An 18,858-nucleotide genomic window follows, 5' to 3' on the forward strand; every position below is an offset into this window, starting at 1 on the left:
GGGCTACCGTTACTGCCATGAACTACAAGATCCGTTCGATACGCGCCGACGAGTGGGCCGCGGCGAAGGAACTGCGGCTGGTCGCCCTGCAGGATCCGGTCGCGCATCTCGCCTTCATGGAGACCTATGAGGCGGCGAAGGCCCAGCCGGACTCCTTCTACCAGGAGCGGGCCGCAGGGGCCGCCGAAGGTGCCGAGAAGGCTCAGCAGATCATTGCCGAGGGGCCGGACGGTGAGTGGGTCGGGACACTGACCGTGCTTCTCGAGGAGGCCGGGACCGTCGACTGGGCCGGCTTCGCGGTCGAGCGGAAGCAGGGGCACATAGTCGGGGTGTTCGTGCGCCCGGAGGTCCGGGGCATCGGGCTGACCGAGGTGCTCTTCGACGCGGCCCTGGAGTGGTCCTGGGGCCGCGGTGTCGAGCGGGTGCGGCTCATCGTGCACGAGGACAACGAACGGGCCCGGCGCTTCTACGGCAAGGTCGGCTTCGTACCCACGGGCGTCGTCGTACCGCTGCCCGGGAAGGCGGACGAGCGCGAGCTGGAGATGGCGTTCGAGCGGCCGTAGGCGCCGTAGGCCCGTCTGCCGGGCGGGCTCAGTGCGCGGCGGGGACCGTTTCGCGCAGGAAGTCGGTCAGCAGGGCTGTCACCGCGGTGGGGCGCTCCAGGTTGGGGAGGTGGCCGGCCCAGGGCAGTTCGAGGTGGCTGGTGTGGGGGAGCAGGCTCGGCAGGTGGGCCGCGATGTGCTGGAAGTCCGGCAGGTCGTGGCCGCCGGAGACGGCGAGGGCGGGGGCCTTGACGGCCGTGAGGTCGAAGTCCACCTTGTTCCGTCCGGCGCCGTCGGGGGCGGCCAGTTGGATGTCGAAGGCCTGCCGCTGCATCCCGCGCACCTTCTCCCGTGCCGATGCGTCGGCGTCCGGGCCCAGCCAGGTGTCCACGTTCAGTTCTACGGCTCCGTCGACATCGCCCGCCTCCAGGAGCTCGTCCTCCCGCTCGCCGAACGCGCGGAGTTCGTCGGTGGGTTGGTGGCCCGGGAGGCCGGAGCAGAGAAGGGCCAGCGCGGTTACGCGGTCCGGTTCGCGGGCGGCGAGTTCCAGGGCGACCTGGCCGCCGTAGGAGGAGGCGATCAGGGTCGCCTGTTCGATGCCGAGGGTGTCGAGGAGGTCGAGTACGTCCTCCGCGTCGTTGTGACGGTGGTCCGGCAACGGGGTCTCGCCGAAGCCGCGGAAGTCGCAGCGGACCACGCGGTATCCGGCGTCGGCCAAGGACTGCCACTGCGGGTCCCACATGCGGCGGTCGCAGACGGCCGAGTGGAGGAGGACGAGGGCGGGACCGTCGTCCCCGGTGGTGTCGTGAGCAAGAGTCATGCGGCAGACCCTACGGGGGCCTCAAGGGGCTGGTCATCCGGGTATTTCGGCGCCGACCTGCTCGTATGAGAGGAACTGCCGTTGCTAGACGGGGAGTTCGTGGTGGGGCCAGCGGGCTCTGGCCTGTTCCCGGGAGCGGAGGAGGGCCAGGGTGGGGAGGCCTCGGTCGGCTCCCGTGGCCAGGAGGTCGGGGAGTTGGGGGAGCGGGGCGACCGCGGCCACGTCGTCCAGGACGAGCGTCATTGGTGGGTCGAGGCGACCGGCCGATGACCGTTCGGCCATGTGCCGGCCGCGCTCGACCACGCTTGATGCGAGGGCGGTGAGGAGAGGCATCGCGCCCGGGTTTGTACGGGGGTCCTCGATGGATTCACCTACCAGATAAAGCGTGCCCCCTTCGTTCGCGAAGGAATCCAAGGAGAGCGCGTCAGTTCTGTTGGGTGTGCAGGCCTCGCGGATGTTGACCGTGAAGAGGGAGGACAGTGCGCGGCTCGTCAACTCCTGGGCGATGTCCCGGCGTTCGGGGTGGGAGGTGAGTGCGGCCTCCAGTTCGCCTGCCGCGCCGGGGGCCGCCTTGGGGTTCGTACGGAGGGTTCGTACGGCGTCCTGGACCTGGGTGCCCTGGGACCAGCGGTGGACGTGGCGGATGGTGCGGCCGTCGATCGCGGCGGCGTGCAGATAGCTGCGGAGGAGGGTCTCGGCGGTGTCCGCCACCGCCTGGTCGATCTTCGCGGTGGGTTTTACGGGGGCGAGGAGGGCGGCGGCTCGCCTTACCGCGGTTTGTTTGTCCTCGCAGCCGGTGGTGGGGGACCAGTGGAGGCGGGCCGGGGTGTCGCAGAGGTGGGTGGGGTCGTAGAGGAGGACCGGGCCGAGTTTGGCTCGGGCGTCCTTGGTGTCCTGCCAGATGGTGGGGTTTGACGTGACTACCAGGGCTGGGCCTTCCGCGTCCCGTACTGCCTGGGTTGCGGTTGTTTGGCGGCTTTCCGGCGGTGCTACAAAGAGCCTTTCCCATCCACCCACCCGTTCACCGTTCATCGGAGAAGCTGAGGCAGGGGCAGAGGCGAGCGGCGGTGCGATCGGCTGCTGTTCGATGACGGGCGTCGGCTGTGGTTCCGGTCTCGGTGCAGGTACTTCCTGAACTTCCGGTGCCTGTCCCGCCGTTCGGCTCCTGGCCCGTACCGCCCGCCATCTCGCCACCGTGCCCATCGTGAACACGGTCAGGACGAAGAGGACCATCAGCTGGCCGATGAACAGGCCCCAGAAGAGGCCGTAGCCGGAGAGCTGCGCCTGCGGGGTGTCCGGCCAGGCGCCGGTGATGTCGTGCGGCTGGCCGATCAGGTGGCGCATGGCCAAGGGGGTGCGGGCGAAGGTCACGCCAGTGGGCCAGCCGCCCTTGGAGAACAGGGCCGCCAGTCCCGTGGCCGTCCACACCAGCAGGGTCATGCCGAGGAGGAAGGCGAGCAGGCCGATCAACAGGCCGTCGGGGATGCCACCTCGGCGTTCCCGTTCTCGTTCCCGTTCGTCGTTCGGTCTCATCTCGCCTCTTCGCCTCTCACGCCACCGTGGACTCGGAGGAGCCGTCGAGATCGCTCAAATGCTGTTCCATGAAGGCCGCCGCGCGTTCCTCCGCCTCCAACTCGGCGGCGCGCAGGGCGTCGTCGGTCAGTTCGCGGTCGTGGTCGCGGGAGGACTGGGTCATCGCGCGGTCGGTGAAGACGAGCGGGCGTTCCGTCTCGGTGATGAGGTGTTTGACCACCTGGACATTGCCGTTGACGTCCCAGACCGCGATACCGGGGGTGAGGGTCGGGATGATCTCCACCGCCCAGCGTGGTAGCCCCAACACCCGCCCGGTTGCTCGGGCTTCGTCCGCCTTCTGGGCGTAGATCGTGCGCGTCGACGCCATCTTGAGGATCGCCGCCGCTTCCTTTGCGGCAGCCCCATCGACCACGTCCGACAGGTGGTGGACCACCGCCACGAACGACAGGCCCAGCCGGCGGCCGAACTTCAGCAGGCGCTGGAAGAGTTGGGCCACGAAGGGGCTGTTGATGATGTGCCAGGCCTCCTCGACCAGGAAGATGCGCTTCTTCCGGTCGGGGCGGATCCAGGTGTGCTCCAGCCAGACGCCGACGATGGCCATCAGGATGGGCATGGCGATGGAGTTGCGGTCGATGTGGGACAGGTCGAAGACGATGAGCGGGGCGTCGAGGTCGATGCCCACCGTCGTCGGGCCGTCGAACATGCCTCGGAGGTCGCCGTCGACCAGGCGGTCGATGACGAGGGCCACGTCCAGGCCCCAGGCGCGTACGTCGTCTATGGCGACGTTCATCGCCTCGGCCGACTCCGGTTCCGGGTGCCGTAGTTGCTCGACGATGTCCATGAGGACGGGCTGGCGGTCGACGATCGTCTCGTTGACATAGGCGTGCGCGACCTTGAGCGCGAAGCCCGAGCGTTCGTCGAGGCCGTGGCCCATCGCCACCTCGATGATCGTGCGGAGCAGGGCGAGTTGGCCGGTCGTGGTGATCGCCGGGTCTAGGGGGTTGAGGCGGATTCCCATGTCCAGGGCGGCGGTTGGGTCCAGGCGGATGGGAGTTATCCCCAACTCCTCCGCGATCAGGTTCCATTCACCGACGCCGTCCTCGCCCTGAGCGTCCAGGACGACGACTTGGCGGTCGCGGAAGCGGAGTTGGCGTAGGACGTACGTCTTCTCCAGGGCCGACTTGCCGTTGCCGGACTCGCCGAGCACCAGCCAGTGGGGGGCGGGGAGTTGCTGGCCGTAGAGCTGGAAGGGGTCGTAGATGTAGCCCTTGCCGGAGTAGACCTCGCGGCCGATGATGACGCCGGAGTCGCCCAACCCGGGGGCGGCCGTGGGGAGATAGACCGCCTGGGCCTGGCCCGTCGAGGTGCGGACGGGCAGGCGGGTGGACTCGATCTTGCCGAAGAGGAAGGACGTGAAGGCGTCGGTGAGGACGGACAGCGGATCCCGCATCTGAGCCCTACCTCCGGATGCCGGTGGCGAACGGCAGTGTGTTCACAAACGCGCGGTGGTGCTCGCGGTCGCACCACTCCAGCTTCAGATACGACTTGCCGGCGGACGCCCTTATCGTGCGCTTGTCGCGCGCGAGGGCCTCGGGGTTGCGGGAGGAGACGGTGATGTAGCCGACCAGGTTCACGCCGGCCGCGCCGCTCGCCAGGTCCTCGCCGCGCTGGTCCATGCGGCCGTGGGCGGCGACGTCGCGGGGGTCGACGGTGCGGTTCATCTTGGCGGCGCGGGAGGCGTCGGCCTCGTCGTTGGTCTTCTCGGTCAGCATGCGCTCGATGGCGACCTCGGTGGGTTCGAGGTCCATCGTGACGGCGACCGTGCGGATCACGTCCGGGGTGTGGACGAGGAGCGGGGCAAGGAAGTTGACGCCCACCGGGGTCATCGGCCACTCCTTCACCCAGGCCGTGGCGTGGCACCACGGCTCGCGGGTGGACGACTCGCGGGTCTTCGCCTGGAGGAACGTCGGTTCCATGGCGTCGAGTTCGGCCGGCCAGGCGTTGCGTTTCGTCATCGCCTGGATGTGGTCGATGGGGTGGTCCGGGTCGTACATGGAGTGGATGAGCGAGGCGAGCCTGCCCTGCCCGAGGGGCTGCCGTACGCGGATGTCCGCCTCCTGCAACCGCGAGCAGATGTCGGTGAGTTCACGCGCCATGACGACCGCGAGCCCCGCGTCCCGGTCGAGCTTGCGGCCCGCCTGGGGGCGGGAGGCGCGGGCCATCGCGTGGGCCTCGGAGGAGAGTTCGCGGGTGAAGTGCATGCACGCGACGAGATAGGCGCGGTGCTGCTCGCTGCTGGTGGACACCATCGACTGCAGTTGGTCGTACGACTGCTGGAGCCACGTCAGTGCCTTCTCGTCGCCGCGCTGGGCGACGTCCTTGGCGTGGGCGTCCGGGTCGGCGGGGAGGGTGCGGGCGAGCATCTGGAGGCGGGTGACGAAGCCGTCGCCGTTGGCCACGTGCTTGAGGAGGGTGCCGAAGCGGTCGACGAGGGCCTCCTGGTCCTCGCTGTCGCGCAGTCCGACGCCCGGGCCCTCGATCTCGATCGCGGCGGTGACCGTACGGCGGTCCGCGTGCAGGAGTACGGCGATCTCGTCGGGGCCGAAGGGGGCGGCCAGCCAGTTGATGCGGCCGATCCCGGGCGGCGGGCCGATCTCTACCTCGCGGCCGTCGAGGTGGACGCCGGCCTCCATGACGGAGGAGCGGTACGTCGTGCCGTTGCGCAGGGTGCGCTTGTAACTGCGGTTGATCTCGAACCACTTGTAGAACGTGCGGCGCTTGTACGGCACGTAGACCGCCATCAGCGCCAGCAGCGGGAAGCCCGTCAGCAGCACGATCCGCAGGGACAGGACCGGGACGAGGAGCCCGCACATCATGCCGAGGAACGCGCCCACGATGATGAGCGCGATCTCGCCGGTCTCACGATTCTTGCCGACGATCGCGTTCGGCCGGGCCCGGCCGATGAGATATGTCCGGCGGGGCGTGATCGGATGGGACAGGTGGGACTCTGTCGTCAACGCCCTTCACCTCCCGTGCGGTTGTTGCGGGCGTTGCTGGCGTGCGGGGTGTTCGCCGGGCTCTGGCGGGGCGGGGGCGCGGAAGCGGGGACTGCTCCGCCGCCGCCCGAGGAGGGGCGCGTGCTGTGGGCGGCGACGCCGCCGGAGACCGGGTTGGACGGGCGGGCGGAGCCGGAGGACTGGCCGCCGCCTCCGCCGTCGTTCGTGCGGGCGCTGTGGGTCTTGATGCCCTGGGCGACCATGGTGGCCGGGGAGCTGATGACCGCGGCGGCCTTGCCCTCGGCGCTCTGCATGATGCGGTTGTTGCGGCCGTTGGCGATGTCGTCGCCGAAGCCGGGGACGAAGCGGTAGATCATCGCGCTGGCGAAGATGGCCAGCAGGATGATGGCGAGGCCGGAGACGACGGCGGAGAACGAGTCCGGGCCGTCGGCGGAGGACAGCGCGCCGGCCAGGCCCAGCACGATGACGATGACCGGTTTCACCAGGATCACCGCGATCATGATGCCCGCCCAGCGGCGGACGTGGCCCCACAGGTTCTTGTCGACGAGGCCCGCGTAGACGACGGTGCCGAGGAGGGCGCCGACGTAGAGGAGGGCGGCGCGGATGACGAGCTCCAGCCAGAGGACGCCGGCGGCGAGGATGCTGACCAGGGAGACGACGATCAGCATGATCGGGCCGCCGCCGATGTTGTTGCCCTTGGCCAGGGCGCTGGAGAAGTTGCCGAAGAAGGTGTCCTGGTTGCCGGTCGTCTTCGCGAGGACGTCCGAGATGCCGTCCGTGGCGGAGACGACTGTGTACAGGATCAGGGGTGTGAACGCGGAGGCGATGACCGTGAGCCAGAGGAAGCCGACGGCCTCGGAGATCGCGGTGGTGAGGGGGACGCCTCGCACCGCGCGCTTGGCGACCGCGAGCAGCCACAGGAGGAGCGTGAGGATCGTCGACGCGGCGAAGACGACGGCGTACTGCTGAAGGAACTTGGAGTTCGTGAAGTCGACGCTCGCGGTGTCCTTGACGGCGGCGCTGAGCTTGTCGATCGTCCAGGAGGCGGCTTCGGCACAGCCTTTGGCGAGGGAGGAGAGGGGGTCGAGGGTGTCGGTGGTGCTGGGGGTGGTGGTGCCCGCACCCTTCTTGCCGTTCTCGCAGATGTCCTTGGCCTCGCCGACCAGGAGCTTGCACTCCTGAGCCGCCGACGACCCCGTCGGTGTCGGGGTGGGCGAGGGGGCCGCGACGGCATGGGTGGCCAGCAGCACGGCGGTTGTCTGTACGGCGGTGAAGGCGGCCGCGGCCTTGAGTACGAGACGTGAGCTACCGGGCATAGGTGAACCCTCCGTACTCCTGGACGGCCTTGGCCATCTCGTCGGCAGTCGATGCCTTGTTGTCGCCGGGCACGGGGGCGGGGCCGTCCTTCTGGGAGAAGCTGTCGGCCTTCCAGTCGCCGTCCGCCCAGCGCAGGTGGAGCGTCAGGGTGAACCAGTCGCTGGTCACCGGGTTGGTCGAGACGGTGCCTGCCGTGCCGTACAGCCCGGTGCACCAGACTTCCACCGTCGCCGCGGTGGCCGAGTAGCTCGTGACCTTGGTGCCGATGGGCACGGTGCGGGAGACGTAGGTGTTGCCCGTGCTCGCGTTGCCGTTCGCGTCCAGGCCGAGCTTGCTCAGGAACTCCTTGGAGTAGGCCTGGTCGAGGCTGTTCTGGAGCGCGGTCTGCCGGTCGGCGACGAAGACCTGTTGCACGATCTCCGCCCGCCGGGCCGGCTTGAGGATGTCCGCCGAGACGAGCACCGTCGCGTAGTTGGTCGCGGCGCTCTCCGCGCCCTGCTGGTCGTGCGCGAATCCGGCGGGGATCCCGCCCGCCTTCGTCTGCACCGGCTTCGTGCCGCTGGCCGCCGTGGAACTCGCGTCCGGCTTCGAACCGCCGGACACGGTCGTGTCGTTGGAGGCGGAGTCGTTGCCGCCGCGGTTCGCGAAGGCGATGGCGGCGATGAGGAGGACGACTACTCCGACGACCGTGACCAGGCTTCTGGAGGAGGACCGGGTGCCTTTGCGGGCGCCGCCGTAGATGTCGCCGCCGTCGCCCTGGGGGTAGCGGGTGCGGGTCTGGCCGGTGCCGCCGTAACCGCCGGAGGTCTCGTGCTCGTCTCCGGAACTCATGCCGGGTACGCCCCTTCGCCGTCGTCCAGAAACATCTGGAAGTACGACGGTAGCCGTGCTGGTTCCCGCGCGGGCGCGGTGTGGTGACTCGACATCAGGGAAACGCAACCTCAGCCGGTGGGCGCGACGGGCGGGTGGGGTGGGGAGAGCGGGCGGTCGAGTCCGGCGGCTATACGGCCATGCCGTACACGATCGTGAAGAGGGTGCCCAGGGAGCCGATGATGAAGACCCCGGTCAGCCCGGCGATGATGAGGCCCTTGCCCTGTTCCGCGCTGAACGTGTCGCGGAGCGCCGTCGCGCCGATGCGCTGTTTGGCGGCACCCCATACGGCGATTCCGAGACAGAGCAGGATGGCGACCGCCATCACCACCTCGATCATCACCTTGGCCTCGTTGCCCAGGCTGCCGAAGGGGCCCCAGTCCGGAGCGATCCCGCCGATGATGGTGTTGATGTCTCCCTTGTCGGCCGCAAAGAGCATGTAAGTCACCGCCCCTGGTGGGTAGTTCCGCATCCCCTGCAGGTGCGCAGAGGTCAGGCATCATTGTCGCCGACAATGGCGCCGACGTATGTCGACTTGGCGTCATTGGTTGGCGAGTTTCGTACGAATACTACGTACGGTCACTCTGTGTATCACGGTAGGTAACGCCGGGCAACGAGGCCTGGGCGGAACCTGTGCGTGGTTCGGTCGTTAGCCCCTGATTATCGAGTTGCTCGTGCTGATGTTCTCATGATGAACGGGCCGCGGCTGGATGCCGCGGCCCGTTCTCTCATGCCACGTGTGGCCCCCACGACCCACGGTGGCATGACATGTGACTGTTGATCAGATCAGGGTGGGGGTCCGTTGGTCCGGCCCTAGTTCGCGAAGGCCGAGATGCCCTCCGGGGTGCCCCAGCCGGTCGGGCCGTCGTAGCCGGTCGTGGCGGTGCAGAAGTACGACGTGGTGCAGGTGCCGTTGTTGCCGCTGGTCACGTCGTTGAGGGACGAGGTGCCCGCGTAGTCGTAGGGGTACTGCGCGGGGTAGGTGCCGCTGGCCGGGGTGCCGGCGAGGGCGTAGACACCGGCGATGATCGGGGCGGAGACGCTGGTGCCGCCGAAGGTGTACCAGCCGGCGGTGACGCCGTAGGAGTCGTAGACGGAGACGCCGGTGGCGGGGTCGGCGACGGCGGAGACGTCGGACTCCATGCGCTTGGTGCAGCCGGTGTCGGTCTGCCAGGTGGGCTTGGCGTCGTAGGCGGAGCAGCCGGAGCCGGTGCCCTCGGTGCTGGACGTCTTCCAGACGGTCTCGGTCCAGCCGCGGGTGGTGGAGGAGGTGGAGAGCTTGGTGCCGCCGACCGCCGTCACGTATCGGGAGGTCGCCGGGTACTCGGCGCCGTAGGCGCTGTCACCGGAGGAGACGGTGATGGCCACGCCCGCGTGGTTGTAGTACGAGGTGTCGTACGACGTCTGCGAGGAGGACTCGGAGCCGCCGTAGGAGTTGGAGACGAACTTGGCGCCGAGGGCTACGGCCTCGTTCTCGGCGGTGCCGAGGTTGGCGTAGCTGGCGCTGGTGGCCTCGACGAGGGTGATGTTGCACAGCGGGCAGATCGCGCTCGCCATGTCGAGGTCGAGGGAGATCTCCTCGGACCAGCCGGCGTCGGACGAGGGCAGCGAGGTCGTGGAGCCGGTCTGGCTGACCTTCTTGAAGCAGCCGTTGGCCGTGGTGCAGGCGGAGAGGCCGTAGTACGAGCGGTAGGTCGCGAGGTCGGCCTCGGCGTTGGGGTCGTTGTACGCGTCGACGATCGCGATGGTCTCGCCGGAGCCGTTGGAGGCGGCGGCGGAGGTCAGGCCGTAGGCCGAGCGGAGGTTGGTCGGGCTGTAGCCGGAGGGGGTCGTCGCGTCGGCGGCCTTGGGGGTGATGCCGGTCTTCGCGGCCTGCATCTTCTGGTAGGCGGTGAGGCCGCCGGTGACGCGGTAGGACTTGCAGGTGAGATCGCCGGTGTGCTTGGGGGTCGCACAGGGGGTGGCGGCGTAGGTCACCGTGGTGGAGGTGGTGGCGCTCTGCACGGCGTCGGCCTGTGCGGCGGTGCCGAGGCCGGTGAAGACGAGTGCGGCCGTGGCGACGGCCGCGGAACCTATGCGGCGCCATCTACCGTGCGTGTGGGGGGAGTTGGGGGTCGTGGTACGCAAGGTGCAGCCTCCTGAGTCGGTGGAACAGGGGCGGTGCGGGTGCGTCTCGCCGGTGCGGTTTCCCCGGCGGTGGGGGGCGGCCCGCGATGACCATCTCTTGTTGAGTACGCGACAACAAGAGGCTGCTGGAATCCTGACTTCCGGCTTACCGAACAGGGTCTGGCTCTTTACCAAACCCACAGGTTTCTCATGGGAGTTGGGGACCGTCCCGGGCCCGGGACACGGCGAACGGGCCGCGGCTGGTTGCCGCGGCCCGTTGCCATTTGCTCCGCCGAGGGGACCCCACGTCCCCCTCTGCCGGCGGCTCCCCGTGACCCGACGGGGAGGCTCTGCGGGAGTGCCTCAGCCGGTGAAGGCCGAGATGCCCTCCGGGGTGCCCCAGCCGGTCGGGCCGTCGTAGCCCGACTTCGCGGTGCAGTAGTACGACGTGGAGCAGGTGCCGTTGTTGCCGCTGGTCACGTCGTTCAGGGCGGAGGTGCCGGCCGCGGCGTAGGGGTAGGAGGCCGGGTAGTCGCTGCTGCCGGGGGTGCCGGCCAGGGCGTAGACCGAGGCGATGATCGGGGACGAGGCGCTGGTGCCGCCGTAGGTGCCCCAGCCGGTGCCGTCGGCGCCGTAGGTGTCGTAGACCGAGACGCCCGTGGCCGGGTCGGCGACCGCGGAGACGTCGGCGATCATGCGCTTGGTGCAGGTGGCGTCGGTCTGCCAGGACGGCTTGGCGTCGTAGGCCGAGCAGCCGGAGCCGGTGCCCTCGGTGCTGCTGGTCTTCCAGACGCTCTCGGTCCAGCCGCGGGAGTTGGAGGAGGTGGAGAGCTTGGTGCCGCCGACGGCGGTGACGTAGCGGGAACCGGCCGGGTACTCGGCGCCGTAGCCCTCGTCGCCCGCGCTCGCGGTGATGGCGACGCCCGCGTGCTTGTAGTACGAGGTGTCGTACGTCGTGTCGGAGGAGGACTCCGAGCCGCCGTAGGAGTTGGAGACGAACTTGGCGCCCAGCTTGACGGCCTCGTTCACCGCGGTGCCCAGGTTGGCGTCGCTCGCCGACTTGGCCTCGACCAGCAGGATGTTGCAGTTCGGGCAGGTCGCGCTGACCATGTCGAGGTCGAGGGACTCCTCGCCCGCCCAGCCGCTGTCGGCGGAGGGGAGGGAGGTCGTCGAGCCGGTCTGGCTGACCTTGGTGAAGCAGCCGTTGTCCGTGGTGCAGTCCGAGAGGCCGTAGTACGACCGGTACGTCGCGAGGTCGGCCTCGGCGTTCGGGTCGTCGTAGGCGTCGACGATCGCGACGGTCTCGCCGGAGCCGTTGGCGGCGGCCGCGTCGGCCAGGCCGTAGGCGGACTGGATGTCCGAGGGGCCGTAGCCGGTCGGGTCGTCGGTGGCGGCCTTCGGGGAGATGGTCTTGGGCGCGACACCCTTGAGCGCGGCCTGCTTCTCCATGAAGGCGGTGGTGCCGCCGGTGACGCGCAGCGCGTTACACGCGGCGAACCCCTTCTTCGGCGTGGCGCCGCAGGCGGCCTTCTCGTACTGCACATGGGCCTTGGCGACCTGCGCGGCGATGGCCTTGGCGGTCACCTTGTGGGGGGTGGTGTCGGCGCTCGCGTGGGCCGCGGTGCCGAGTCCGGCGATCAGGAGCGCGGCGGTCGCGGCGGCGGCAGAACCGATTCTGCGCCAGTTGCCGCGTATGTGGGGGGAGTTGGGGGGTGACGTACGCAACGTACAGCCTCCAGAGAGAGGTGGGCAGAGGCCTGCGGGTGGGGGATCCACCGGTGAGGTTCCCGGTGGGGGCGGCGGCCCGTGACGACCTTCTCTTGTTGAGTACGTGACAACAAGAAGGGTTCCGGAGTTCTGACTTCCGCGTTACTCAAGGGGGTTGGGGGATTGCTGATCAATGGCGCCGGGATGGCGTGGCAATGGCCCGGACTTGACTCTCTCCACGGGAAGTCCACAGCGTGACGCGCGTTGAACGGCGCCGGCCGGCGCCCTGTCAGCGGGGCTTGAGGCCGTTCAGCAGATGGTGGATCAGGTCCGGGACGCCGGCGACCGCGGACTCCGGGGTGAGGGTGCCCTGGGCCGCGAAGGAGGCCGTGCCGTGCAGCGCGGCGCCGACCACCAGGCTCACCGTCCAGGCGTCGCCGGCGACGATCTCGCCACGCTCCTGGGCGTCGGAGATGATCCGCACGAAGGGGACCGTGGTGCTCTCGACGGCCGCGATCAGCTGCTCGGAGATGTCCGGGTCGTGCTTGCGGGTGTACATGACCTCGAGCAGCTCGGCGTTGGACGCGGCGAAGTGCACATAGGCCTTCGCCAGCGCGACGAGGCGGTCCTCCAGTGGTGCCTGCGCGTCGTCGGTGGCGTTCAGCAGCTGGGCCATGCGCTCGAAGCCGGACAGGGCCAGCGCGTCGACGAGGGCCTGCTTGTCCTTGAAGTGGCGGCCGGGGGCGGCATGGCTGACCCCGATGTCCCGGGCGAGCTCACGCAGGGACAGGGCCGCGACGCCCTTCTCCAGCAGGGTGCGCTCCGCGCTCGCGAGCAGGGCGGAGCGCAGGTCTCCGTGGTGATAGGGGCGTACAGGCATGCGAACCATCGTATCCCGATGTAGACGGCGGCAGCATTGTTGCTACCGACATCATTGTTGTCATTGACAGCATTGTAGTCGTTGCCTACATTGGGGGGCATGGACAACACGGGCAAGACCATCACTGGCAAGGGCCCCGGCAAGGCGGCCAAGTGGGACGCGAGCCGGATCCCCGATCTCTCCGGCCGGACGGCGGTCGTCACCGGCGCCAACAGCGGTATCGGCTTCGCGGCCGCCGTCGAGCTGGCCCGCGCGGGCGCGCACGTCGTGTTCGCCGTACGGGACCCGGAGCGCGGGCGGGCCGCGGCGGCGAGGGCGGGCGGCAGCACCGAGGTGCGGCGGCTGGACCTCGCGGACCTGGCGTCCGTGCGGGAGTTCGCCGAGGCGTGGGACGGCCCGCTGGACCTGCTCATCAACAACGCGGGCGTGATGATGCTCCCCGAGGGACGCACCCGGGACGGCTTCGAGACCCAGTTCGGCACCAACCACCTGGGCTACTTCGCCCTCACGAACCTGCTGCTCCCGCACATCACCGACCGCGTGGTGACCGTCTCCTCCGGCGCGCACAAGATGGGCGACGGCTACATCCACTTCGAGAACCTGAACCTCGACGGGATCTACGGCCCGCAGCGCGCCTACTCCCAGTCCAAGCTGGCCAACCTGCTGTTCACGCTCGAACTCCAGCGCAGGCTGGCCGAGTCGGGCTCCCGCGTCCGCGCGCTGGCGGCCCACCCGGGCTGGGCGGCGACCAACCTCCAGAGCCACACGGCGAACCCGGTCGGCCGCGCGCTGATGGCCGTCGGCAACAGGGTCCTCGCCCAGGACGACAAGGGCGGCGCCCTGCCCACGCTGTACGCGGCGACCCAGGACCTGCCGGGCGCGAGCTACGTCGGCCCGAGCGGACTGGGCGAGATGCGCGGGGCGCCGACGCTGGTGGGGCGCAGCGCCGAGGCGAGCGACGTGGCGGCGGCCGGGCGGCTGTGGACGGCTTCGGAGGAGCTCACCGGGGTGCGGTTCTCGGTGGGGGCGGTGGCGTAGCGGGCGCCGGCCCCTCGGTGCCGAGGGTGAGCGCCGACCGCACCCGTTCCGGTTCCTCGCAGGCCAGGAGGTCCAGCAGGAGGCCGCGGACCAGTGCCAGGGCCCGCGTCGCCCGGGCCTGCGCGAGGGCGGGCGGGGTGCCGGGCGGCTGGGCCCGCGCGAGGAGGTCGAGCCACTCCCGGGCCGCCTCGCCGGCGAAGCCCGCCCACGGGCCGGGATCGCGGCCGAGGGACAGCAGGAAGGCCTCGTACGTCAGCCGCACCATGGGGCGTTGCTCCGGCGCGGAGAGAAAGGCCCACAGGCGGTCCACGAGGGCGTCGAAGTCGTCGCCTCCGGCCTCGGTGAGCACGGCGGCCATCGTCCCGACCTGCTCGTGCCGCGCCCTGGCGAGCAGCTGCCGCAGCAGTTCGTCCTTGCTGCCGAACAGGTAGAGCAGGACGCGCGGGCTGGTGCCCGTGGCGGCGGCGAGGGGGCGCAGGGACAGGCCGGTGAGGCCGTGTTCGAGGAGGTAGGCGTAGCAGGCGTCGAGGAGTTCGGTGCGCCGGGGAGAAGGCGCTGATGACGATGGAGTGCCCACTGCGCTACCGTAACTGAAACGACTGTTTCAGTGCCAGCTCCGGTGGAGGTCGCGGCATGGGTGGTCACGACGCCTTCTCGCTCGACGGGCGTACGGCCCTGGTGACCGGCTCGGTGCGCGGGCTGGGCCTGGAGATGGCCCGGGGGCTGGCCGGGGCGGGCGCGCGGGTACTGGTCAACGGGCGGGACCGGGCCACCGTCGGCGCGACCGTGCGGGCGCTGCGCGACGAGGGGCTGGACGCCTCGGCCGCGGTCTTCGACGTCACCGAGCGGGCGGCGGCGCGGGAGGCGGTGAGCGGGCTCGGGGACATCGACGTCCTGGTCAACAACGTCGGCCAGCGCGACCGGCGGGGGCTGTACGACATGACCCCGGACGCGCTGGCACACATGCTGGACGTCCACCTCACCTCGGCGTACGCGCTGAGCCGGACCGTCGCCGAGGGCCTGGCCGCCCGGCGCACTCCGGGCCGCATCATCAACGTCTCCTCCGTCATGGGCCAGTTGGGCCGCACCGGGGACATCGCCTACGCCACGGTCAAGGCCGGCCTCGACGGGCTGACCCGGGCCCTCGCCGCGGACCTCGGCCCCAGCGGCACGACCGTCAACTCGGTGGCCCCGGGGACCTTCGCGACCGAGGTCAACGCCGGTCTCGCGGACGACCCCGAGTGGGGCCGGTGGCTCAAGACCCGTACCGCCCTGGGACGTTGGGGGCGGCCGGCCGAGATCGCGGGGATCGTGGTGTTCCTGGCGGGCGACACGGCGTCGTTCATCACGGGGCAGACGATCGCGGTGGACGGCGGGATGACGACGACGTTCTGAGCGGGACCGGGGCCGTCAACTCCAGCTGCGCGCCCCGGCGTTGAAGACCTCCGGGTCGCTGTGCACCGGCAGCACGCACAGGAGGTGGCCGCCGGGGGCGCGCAGGGTGCGGCACTCCAGCCAGCGGGAGACCGGGGTCGCGCCCAGGGCGAGCAGTCGGGCGGTCTCCGCCTCCACGTCGTCGGTCTCGATGTCGATGTGGAAGCGCGGGTTGGTGTCGTCGATCGACTGAACCGCCGTCACCAGACCGGGTATTGCCTCGTGGAGGCTGATGAACTGCTCCTCCGAGGGGACCGGTGCGGCGGGGGTGCCGAGGGCCGCCGACCAGAAGGCCGCCGCGGCGGCGGCCTCCGGGCCGGGGGTGTCGATCAGGAGGGCGAAGACGCGGCTTCTATGCATGTGGCCCTGTTTCCGGGGCTGTTGCGTCCGCCGCGTCCGCCACGCCCTCCACGAAGTGGTCGAACTCGCCCGCCTGGACGCCCAGTACGAAGGCGTCCCACTTGCGGCGGTTGGTGGTGACCACGTTGGCCGGGTCGCTGGTCTCGCGGATGTAGACGGGGGCCTCGCCGTCGTCCCCCTCGCCGAAGGCGATCTCTATCCAGGGGCCGGGTCCGGTGGCGTCCGGTGGGGCGGCGCGTTCCCAGGTGAGGCCGGGAGGGAGGTCGGACACGGGAGATTCCTCTTTCTGGAGCCGGGGCGGCATCGAGTATCGCTCAGGGGGCAGAAGAGACGAGAGGACAGTACGGTGGACAGACCGCCGAACGAAGCGCCGAACGAGTCAATGCACGAGCCGTTCACAGCGAAATCTCAGCAAACGTCGACGTCCTTTCTCACCTTCGTGGGACAAAGTGGGGGCCGATGAAGCGCAGCTCACGCATCTCCCGTTCCGCTCGCCTCGCGGGCAACCGCCGGTACGCGCTGTTCGTCGCCGTGGTGACGCTGGCCCTGACCTCGGCCTCCGTGGCGACCGCCGACGACGGCCCGGGGCCCTTCGGCGTGACCACCGTGACCGAGGTGAACAAACAGAGCGTGCGGGTCGGAGCCCTGTTCGGGTCGGACCACGCCACCAGCCTGGCCGGCGGCCACCACTGCACCGCGTCCGTGGTGCACAGCGCGGGGCACAACCTCATCGTCAGCGCGGCCCACTGCCTGGACGGCGACCCCGGCGACGTCTTCGTGCCCGGCTACCGGGACGGCAAGGCGCCGTACGGAGTCTGGAAGGTCCTGCAGCGGTACCTGCCGGACGGGTGGAACCAGGGGCAGGCCGAGGACAGTGACATCGGCTTCGCCACGGTCGCCGAGGTGGACGGTAAGAACATCGAGGACGTGGTCGGCGCCGACCGGTTCACCGCCGGGACGGAGACCGGGGCCACCGCCGTGACGATCACCGGCTACCCCTCCGCGACCGACCAGCCCATCAGCTGCACCAACAAGCCGACCCAGCACAGCGCCACCCAGCAGCGCATCGACTGCCCGGGCTTCACCGGCGGCACCAGCGGCAGCCCCTGGATCAACGGGGACCAGCAGGTCGTCGGAGTCATCGGCGGACACGAACAGGGCGGACTGACGCCCGATATCTCCTACAGTGTCGTGCTCGGGAAAGAAGCGGCCGAGTTGTACAAGGACGCCACGAGCGACCCGTAATAAGGGCCGCCGCACCTCCCGCTCCGCTCGCTGAATACGCGTCACATCCGGCGGAAACACAGCGAAATGCCGCCACCCTGCCCCGAAATGGCCTTGAACAGGGCTGACATGGGGGAGGGTTGAGCCGTGCGAAAAGTATGGGTGATCGGTGGGGTCGCGGCCGGGCTCGGGCTCAGCTTCGTGATGCTGCTCGTCGTCGGGGTGTACCTCGTCGCCGGGAACCTCGCAGGCGGAGCCGGCGGAGGCAGCGTCTCGCTCGCCAAGGGCGCGGTGCCGGCGGCCTATTCGTCACTCGTGCAGAAGTGGGGCAACCTCTGCTCCGCCCTCAACCCCGCACTGCTCGCCGCCCAGCTCTACCAGGAGAGCGGCTTCAACCCGAACGCGAAGAGCCCCGCGAAGGCCGAGGGGATAGCGCAGTTCATCCCCGGGACCTGGGCCACGCACGGGATCGACGGCAACGGCGACGGCGTCCGCAACGTATGGGACCCGAACGACGCGATTCCGTCGGCCGCGAGCTACGACTGCCAGCTCGCCTCCTATGTGAAGGACGTGCCGGGCAACCAGAGCGAGAACATGCTCGCCTCGTACAACGCGGGCGCGTACGCCGTCATCAAGTACCAGGGCGTGCCGCCGTACGCGGAGACCAAGAACTACGTGAAGACGATCACGTCCCTGGAGCAGAGCTTCGCCGCGCCGGTCAGCCGGGTCGACCCCTCCGAGCAGGCCGCCACCGCCATCAACTACGCCCAGAAGAAGCTCGGCACCCCCTATCTGTGGGGCGGGAACGGCACCGCCGACCAGGGCGGGCGCTTCGACTGCTCGGGGCTGACCAAGGCCGCGTTCGAGAGCGCGGGGATCACGCTGCCGCGCGTTGCGAACGACCAGTACAACGCGGGACCGCATCCGCAGCGGGCCGAATTGCTGCCGGGAGATCTGGTGTTCTTCTCGGACGACCTCACCAATTCCCGCGCCATCCGGCATGTGGGGATTTATGTCGGCGGCGGATACATGATCGACGCGCCCCGGACGGGTGCTGTGATCCGGTTCGACCCCATTGACACCCCCGATTACTTCGGCGCGACCCGGGTCACCGAAGATGGCGCGAAAGCGCTCCCCACGACGGTGTGAACCGAGCGTGAACCCACCCCCTGAGCTGGGGCGATGAGTCTCTCTTCGATAACGTCTGCGTGATCATTCGGTGGAGTGTGGAACGTACAAAGAGGGGCCGTGCGTTCCTGTTGAGTAATGCGCACGCGAGATGCGCCCGGAACAACGACGAAGGAGCCGCAGCATCATGGCTGTACTCGCCGAATCCGGGTCCAACCCCGACGTCGATCTGCTCTACGACATCAATGGCCTCGCCAAGGACGCGCCGCACTGGTTCGACCGGATCGTGGAGTTCGTCGGCGAGTACGGACTGCTGATCGCCATGGTGCTGCTCGTGGTGTGGTGCTGGTGGTCCGTGCGGCGGCGCGCGGACGAGGACGCCGCGCAGTCCGTCGCGGCGCTCGTCTGGACACCGCTGGCCGCGGCGATCGCCGTTCTTGTGAACGTGCCCATCCGCGGGTTCGTGGAGCGGCCCCGCCCCTTCCTCGACCACACCGGCATCGATGTCCTCGTCTCCGGCAAGACCGACTACTCCTTCGTGAGTGACCACGCCACGATCACCATGGCGATGGGCGTCGCGCTGTTCGTCGCGAACCGGCGGTTCGGGTTGCTGGGGATAGGGCTCGCGCTGGTGGAGGGGTTCTGCCGGGTCTACATGGGCGTGCACTATCCGACCGACGTGATCGGCGGGTTCGCGCTCGGTACGGCTGTGGCTCTTCTGCTGTCTCCGCCGGCCATGGCTCTGCTTACGCCTGTGTTGAGGGCTGTTGAGGGCTCGCGGTGGGGGGCGTGGTTGGTTCGGTCCGGTGACGCTCGTCGGCTGGCCCGGGACGCGGTGATCCCGGGGGCTCGGACGGAGACTTCGGGGACTGAGGAACGGGA

19 protein-coding genes are annotated in these 18,858 nt (G+C 69.6%); 6 read left to right on the forward strand and 13 right to left on the reverse strand.

Annotated elements, in window-relative coordinates; genetic code table 11:
- The first annotated feature begins 17 nt into the window (after window positions 1-17).
- A complete protein-coding gene (locus SSP08S_RS42110) occupies window positions 18-563 on the forward strand; it encodes a GNAT family N-acetyltransferase (protein WP_019073674.1) in 546 nt (181 codons plus the stop codon).
- 28 nt (window positions 564-591) lie between these two features.
- Here SSP08S_RS42110 and SSP08S_RS42115 read toward each other — a convergent pair whose 3' ends face one another.
- From SSP08S_RS42115 to SSP08S_RS42160, 10 genes are all read right to left on the reverse strand, one after another.
- The gene (locus tag SSP08S_RS42115; RefSeq protein WP_019073675.1) at window positions 592-1,362 is read right to left on the reverse strand and encodes an alpha/beta fold hydrolase; all 771 of its coding nucleotides are present in this window, start codon (window positions 1,360-1,362) and stop codon (window positions 592-594) included.
- 84 nt (window positions 1,363-1,446) lie between these two features.
- Window positions 1,447-2,895 carry a type IV secretory system conjugative DNA transfer family protein gene (locus tag SSP08S_RS42120; protein WP_019073676.1) on the reverse strand — a complete coding sequence of 483 codons (1,449 nt, stop codon included), beginning with the start codon at window positions 2,893-2,895 and terminating at the stop codon, window positions 1,447-1,449.
- 16 nt (window positions 2,896-2,911) lie between these two features.
- Window positions 2,912-4,345 (reverse strand): ATP-binding protein, encoded by a 1,434-nt coding sequence (locus SSP08S_RS42125; protein ID WP_019073677.1) that lies wholly within the window; start codon window positions 4,343-4,345, stop codon window positions 2,912-2,914.
- A 7-nt stretch (window positions 4,346-4,352) separates the two neighbouring features.
- Entirely contained in the window at window positions 4,353-5,912 is a 1,560-nt protein-coding gene (locus SSP08S_RS42130; protein WP_019073678.1) for an SCO6880 family protein, read from the reverse strand.
- A complete protein-coding gene (locus tag SSP08S_RS42135) occupies window positions 5,909-7,228 on the reverse strand; it encodes a hypothetical protein (RefSeq protein WP_019073679.1) in 1,320 nt (439 codons plus the stop codon). The genes SSP08S_RS42130 and SSP08S_RS42135 overlap by 4 nt, the downstream gene beginning before the upstream one ends.
- Window positions 7,218-8,060, reverse strand: a complete 843-nt coding sequence (locus SSP08S_RS42140) for a DUF8175 domain-containg protein (RefSeq protein WP_019073680.1) — start codon at window positions 8,058-8,060, stop codon at window positions 7,218-7,220. Before SSP08S_RS42140 ends, SSP08S_RS42135 begins: the two co-directional genes overlap by 11 nt.
- Before the next feature lie 169 nt (window positions 8,061-8,229).
- Window positions 8,230-8,538, reverse strand: coding sequence for a DUF8827 family protein (locus SSP08S_RS42145; protein WP_014673544.1), 309 nt, complete (start codon window positions 8,536-8,538; stop codon window positions 8,230-8,232).
- 374 nt (window positions 8,539-8,912) lie between these two features.
- The gene (locus SSP08S_RS42150) at window positions 8,913-10,226 is read right to left on the reverse strand and encodes a S53 family peptidase (RefSeq protein ID WP_019073681.1); all 1,314 of its coding nucleotides are present in this window, start codon (window positions 10,224-10,226) and stop codon (window positions 8,913-8,915) included.
- A gap of 342 nt (window positions 10,227-10,568) precedes the next feature.
- Window positions 10,569-11,930 carry a S53 family peptidase gene (locus tag SSP08S_RS42155; RefSeq protein ID WP_019073682.1) on the reverse strand — a complete coding sequence of 454 codons (1,362 nt, stop codon included), beginning with the start codon at window positions 11,928-11,930 and terminating at the stop codon, window positions 10,569-10,571.
- 271 nt (window positions 11,931-12,201) lie between these two features.
- Complete coding sequence (locus tag SSP08S_RS42160) at window positions 12,202-12,792, reverse strand: TetR/AcrR family transcriptional regulator (RefSeq protein ID WP_019073683.1); 591 nt, start codon at window positions 12,790-12,792, stop codon at window positions 12,202-12,204.
- Window positions 12,793-12,891: 99 nt separating this feature from the next.
- Here SSP08S_RS42160 and SSP08S_RS42165 point away from each other — a divergent pair, with 99 nt between their 5' ends.
- On the forward strand, window positions 12,892-13,830 hold the full coding sequence (locus SSP08S_RS42165) for an oxidoreductase (protein WP_019073684.1): 939 nt from the start codon (window positions 12,892-12,894) through the stop codon (window positions 13,828-13,830).
- Here SSP08S_RS42165 and SSP08S_RS56945 read toward each other — a convergent pair.
- Window positions 13,793-14,407 (reverse strand): TetR/AcrR family transcriptional regulator, encoded by a 615-nt coding sequence (locus SSP08S_RS56945; RefSeq protein ID WP_019073685.1) that lies wholly within the window; start codon window positions 14,405-14,407, stop codon window positions 13,793-13,795. The genes SSP08S_RS42165 and SSP08S_RS56945 overlap by 38 nt on opposite strands.
- A 56-nt stretch (window positions 14,408-14,463) precedes the next feature.
- On the opposite strand from SSP08S_RS56945, the gene SSP08S_RS42175 reads away from it, so the two are divergent.
- Entirely contained in the window at window positions 14,464-15,225 is a 762-nt protein-coding gene (locus SSP08S_RS42175) for an SDR family oxidoreductase (protein WP_019073686.1), read from the forward strand.
- Window positions 15,226-15,240: 15 nt separating this feature from the next.
- On the opposite strand, the gene SSP08S_RS42180 is transcribed toward SSP08S_RS42175, so the two are convergent.
- Both SSP08S_RS42180 and SSP08S_RS42185 read right to left on the reverse strand, forming a co-directional pair.
- Window positions 15,241-15,624 carry a VOC family protein gene (locus tag SSP08S_RS42180; protein ID WP_019073687.1) on the reverse strand — a complete coding sequence of 128 codons (384 nt, stop codon included), beginning with the start codon at window positions 15,622-15,624 and terminating at the stop codon, window positions 15,241-15,243.
- Window positions 15,617-15,895, reverse strand: coding sequence for a DUF397 domain-containing protein (locus SSP08S_RS42185; protein ID WP_019073688.1), 279 nt, complete (start codon window positions 15,893-15,895; stop codon window positions 15,617-15,619). The genes SSP08S_RS42180 and SSP08S_RS42185 overlap by 8 nt, the downstream gene beginning before the upstream one ends.
- Window positions 15,896-16,083: 188 nt before the next feature.
- Here SSP08S_RS42185 and SSP08S_RS42190 point away from each other — a divergent pair, with 188 nt between their 5' ends.
- The 3 genes from SSP08S_RS42190 to SSP08S_RS42200 all read left to right on the forward strand — a co-directional run.
- On the forward strand, window positions 16,084-16,869 hold the full coding sequence (locus SSP08S_RS42190; RefSeq protein WP_019073689.1) for a trypsin-like serine peptidase: 786 nt from the start codon (window positions 16,084-16,086) through the stop codon (window positions 16,867-16,869).
- A gap of 183 nt (window positions 16,870-17,052) precedes the next feature.
- Window positions 17,053-17,997, forward strand: a complete 945-nt coding sequence (locus SSP08S_RS42195; protein WP_439654595.1) for a bifunctional lytic transglycosylase/C40 family peptidase — start codon at window positions 17,053-17,055, stop codon at window positions 17,995-17,997.
- A 166-nt stretch (window positions 17,998-18,163) separates the two neighbouring features.
- On the forward strand, window positions 18,164-18,858 hold a 695-nt coding region (locus SSP08S_RS42200; protein ID WP_019073691.1), incomplete at its 3' end, for a phosphatase PAP2 family protein.

Source organism: Streptomyces hokutonensis (genome assembly GCF_000376565.1).
GTDB classification, from domain to species: domain Bacteria; phylum Actinomycetota; class Actinomycetes; order Streptomycetales; family Streptomycetaceae; genus Streptomyces; species Streptomyces hokutonensis.

Bases quoted from the DNA above. Each gene is read 5' to 3' on its own strand.
- SSP08S_RS42145 (WP_014673544.1), bottom strand. From the start codon at position 8,538: ATGCTCTTTGCGGCCGACAAGGGAGACATCAACACCATCATCGGCGGG.
- SSP08S_RS42140 (WP_019073680.1), bottom strand. From the start codon at position 8,060: ATGAGTTCCGGAGACGAGCACGAGACCTCCGGCGGTTACGGCGGCACC.
- SSP08S_RS42195 (WP_439654595.1), top strand. From the start codon at position 17,053: ATGCTGCTCGTCGTCGGGGTGTACCTCGTCGCCGGGAACCTCGCAGGC.
- SSP08S_RS42160 (WP_019073683.1), bottom strand. From the start codon at position 12,792: ATGCCTGTACGCCCCTATCACCACGGAGACCTGCGCTCCGCCCTGCTC.
- SSP08S_RS42165 (WP_019073684.1), top strand. From the start codon at position 12,892: ATGGACAACACGGGCAAGACCATCACTGGCAAGGGCCCCGGCAAGGCG.
- SSP08S_RS42125 (WP_019073677.1), bottom strand. From the start codon at position 4,345: ATGCGGGATCCGCTGTCCGTCCTCACCGACGCCTTCACGTCCTTCCTC.
- SSP08S_RS42180 (WP_019073687.1), bottom strand. From the start codon at position 15,624: ATGCATAGAAGCCGCGTCTTCGCCCTCCTGATCGACACCCCCGGCCCG.
- SSP08S_RS42120 (WP_019073676.1), bottom strand. From the start codon at position 2,895: ATGAGACCGAACGACGAACGGGAACGAGAACGGGAACGCCGAGGTGGC.
- SSP08S_RS42115 (WP_019073675.1), bottom strand. From the start codon at position 1,362: ATGACTCTTGCTCACGACACCACCGGGGACGACGGTCCCGCCCTCGTC.
- SSP08S_RS42190 (WP_019073689.1), top strand. From the start codon at position 16,084: ATGAAGCGCAGCTCACGCATCTCCCGTTCCGCTCGCCTCGCGGGCAAC.
- SSP08S_RS42135 (WP_019073679.1), bottom strand. From the start codon at position 7,228: ATGCCCGGTAGCTCACGTCTCGTACTCAAGGCCGCGGCCGCCTTCACC.
- SSP08S_RS42175 (WP_019073686.1), top strand. From the start codon at position 14,464: ATGGGTGGTCACGACGCCTTCTCGCTCGACGGGCGTACGGCCCTGGTG.
- SSP08S_RS42110 (WP_019073674.1), top strand. From the start codon at position 18: ATGAACTACAAGATCCGTTCGATACGCGCCGACGAGTGGGCCGCGGCG.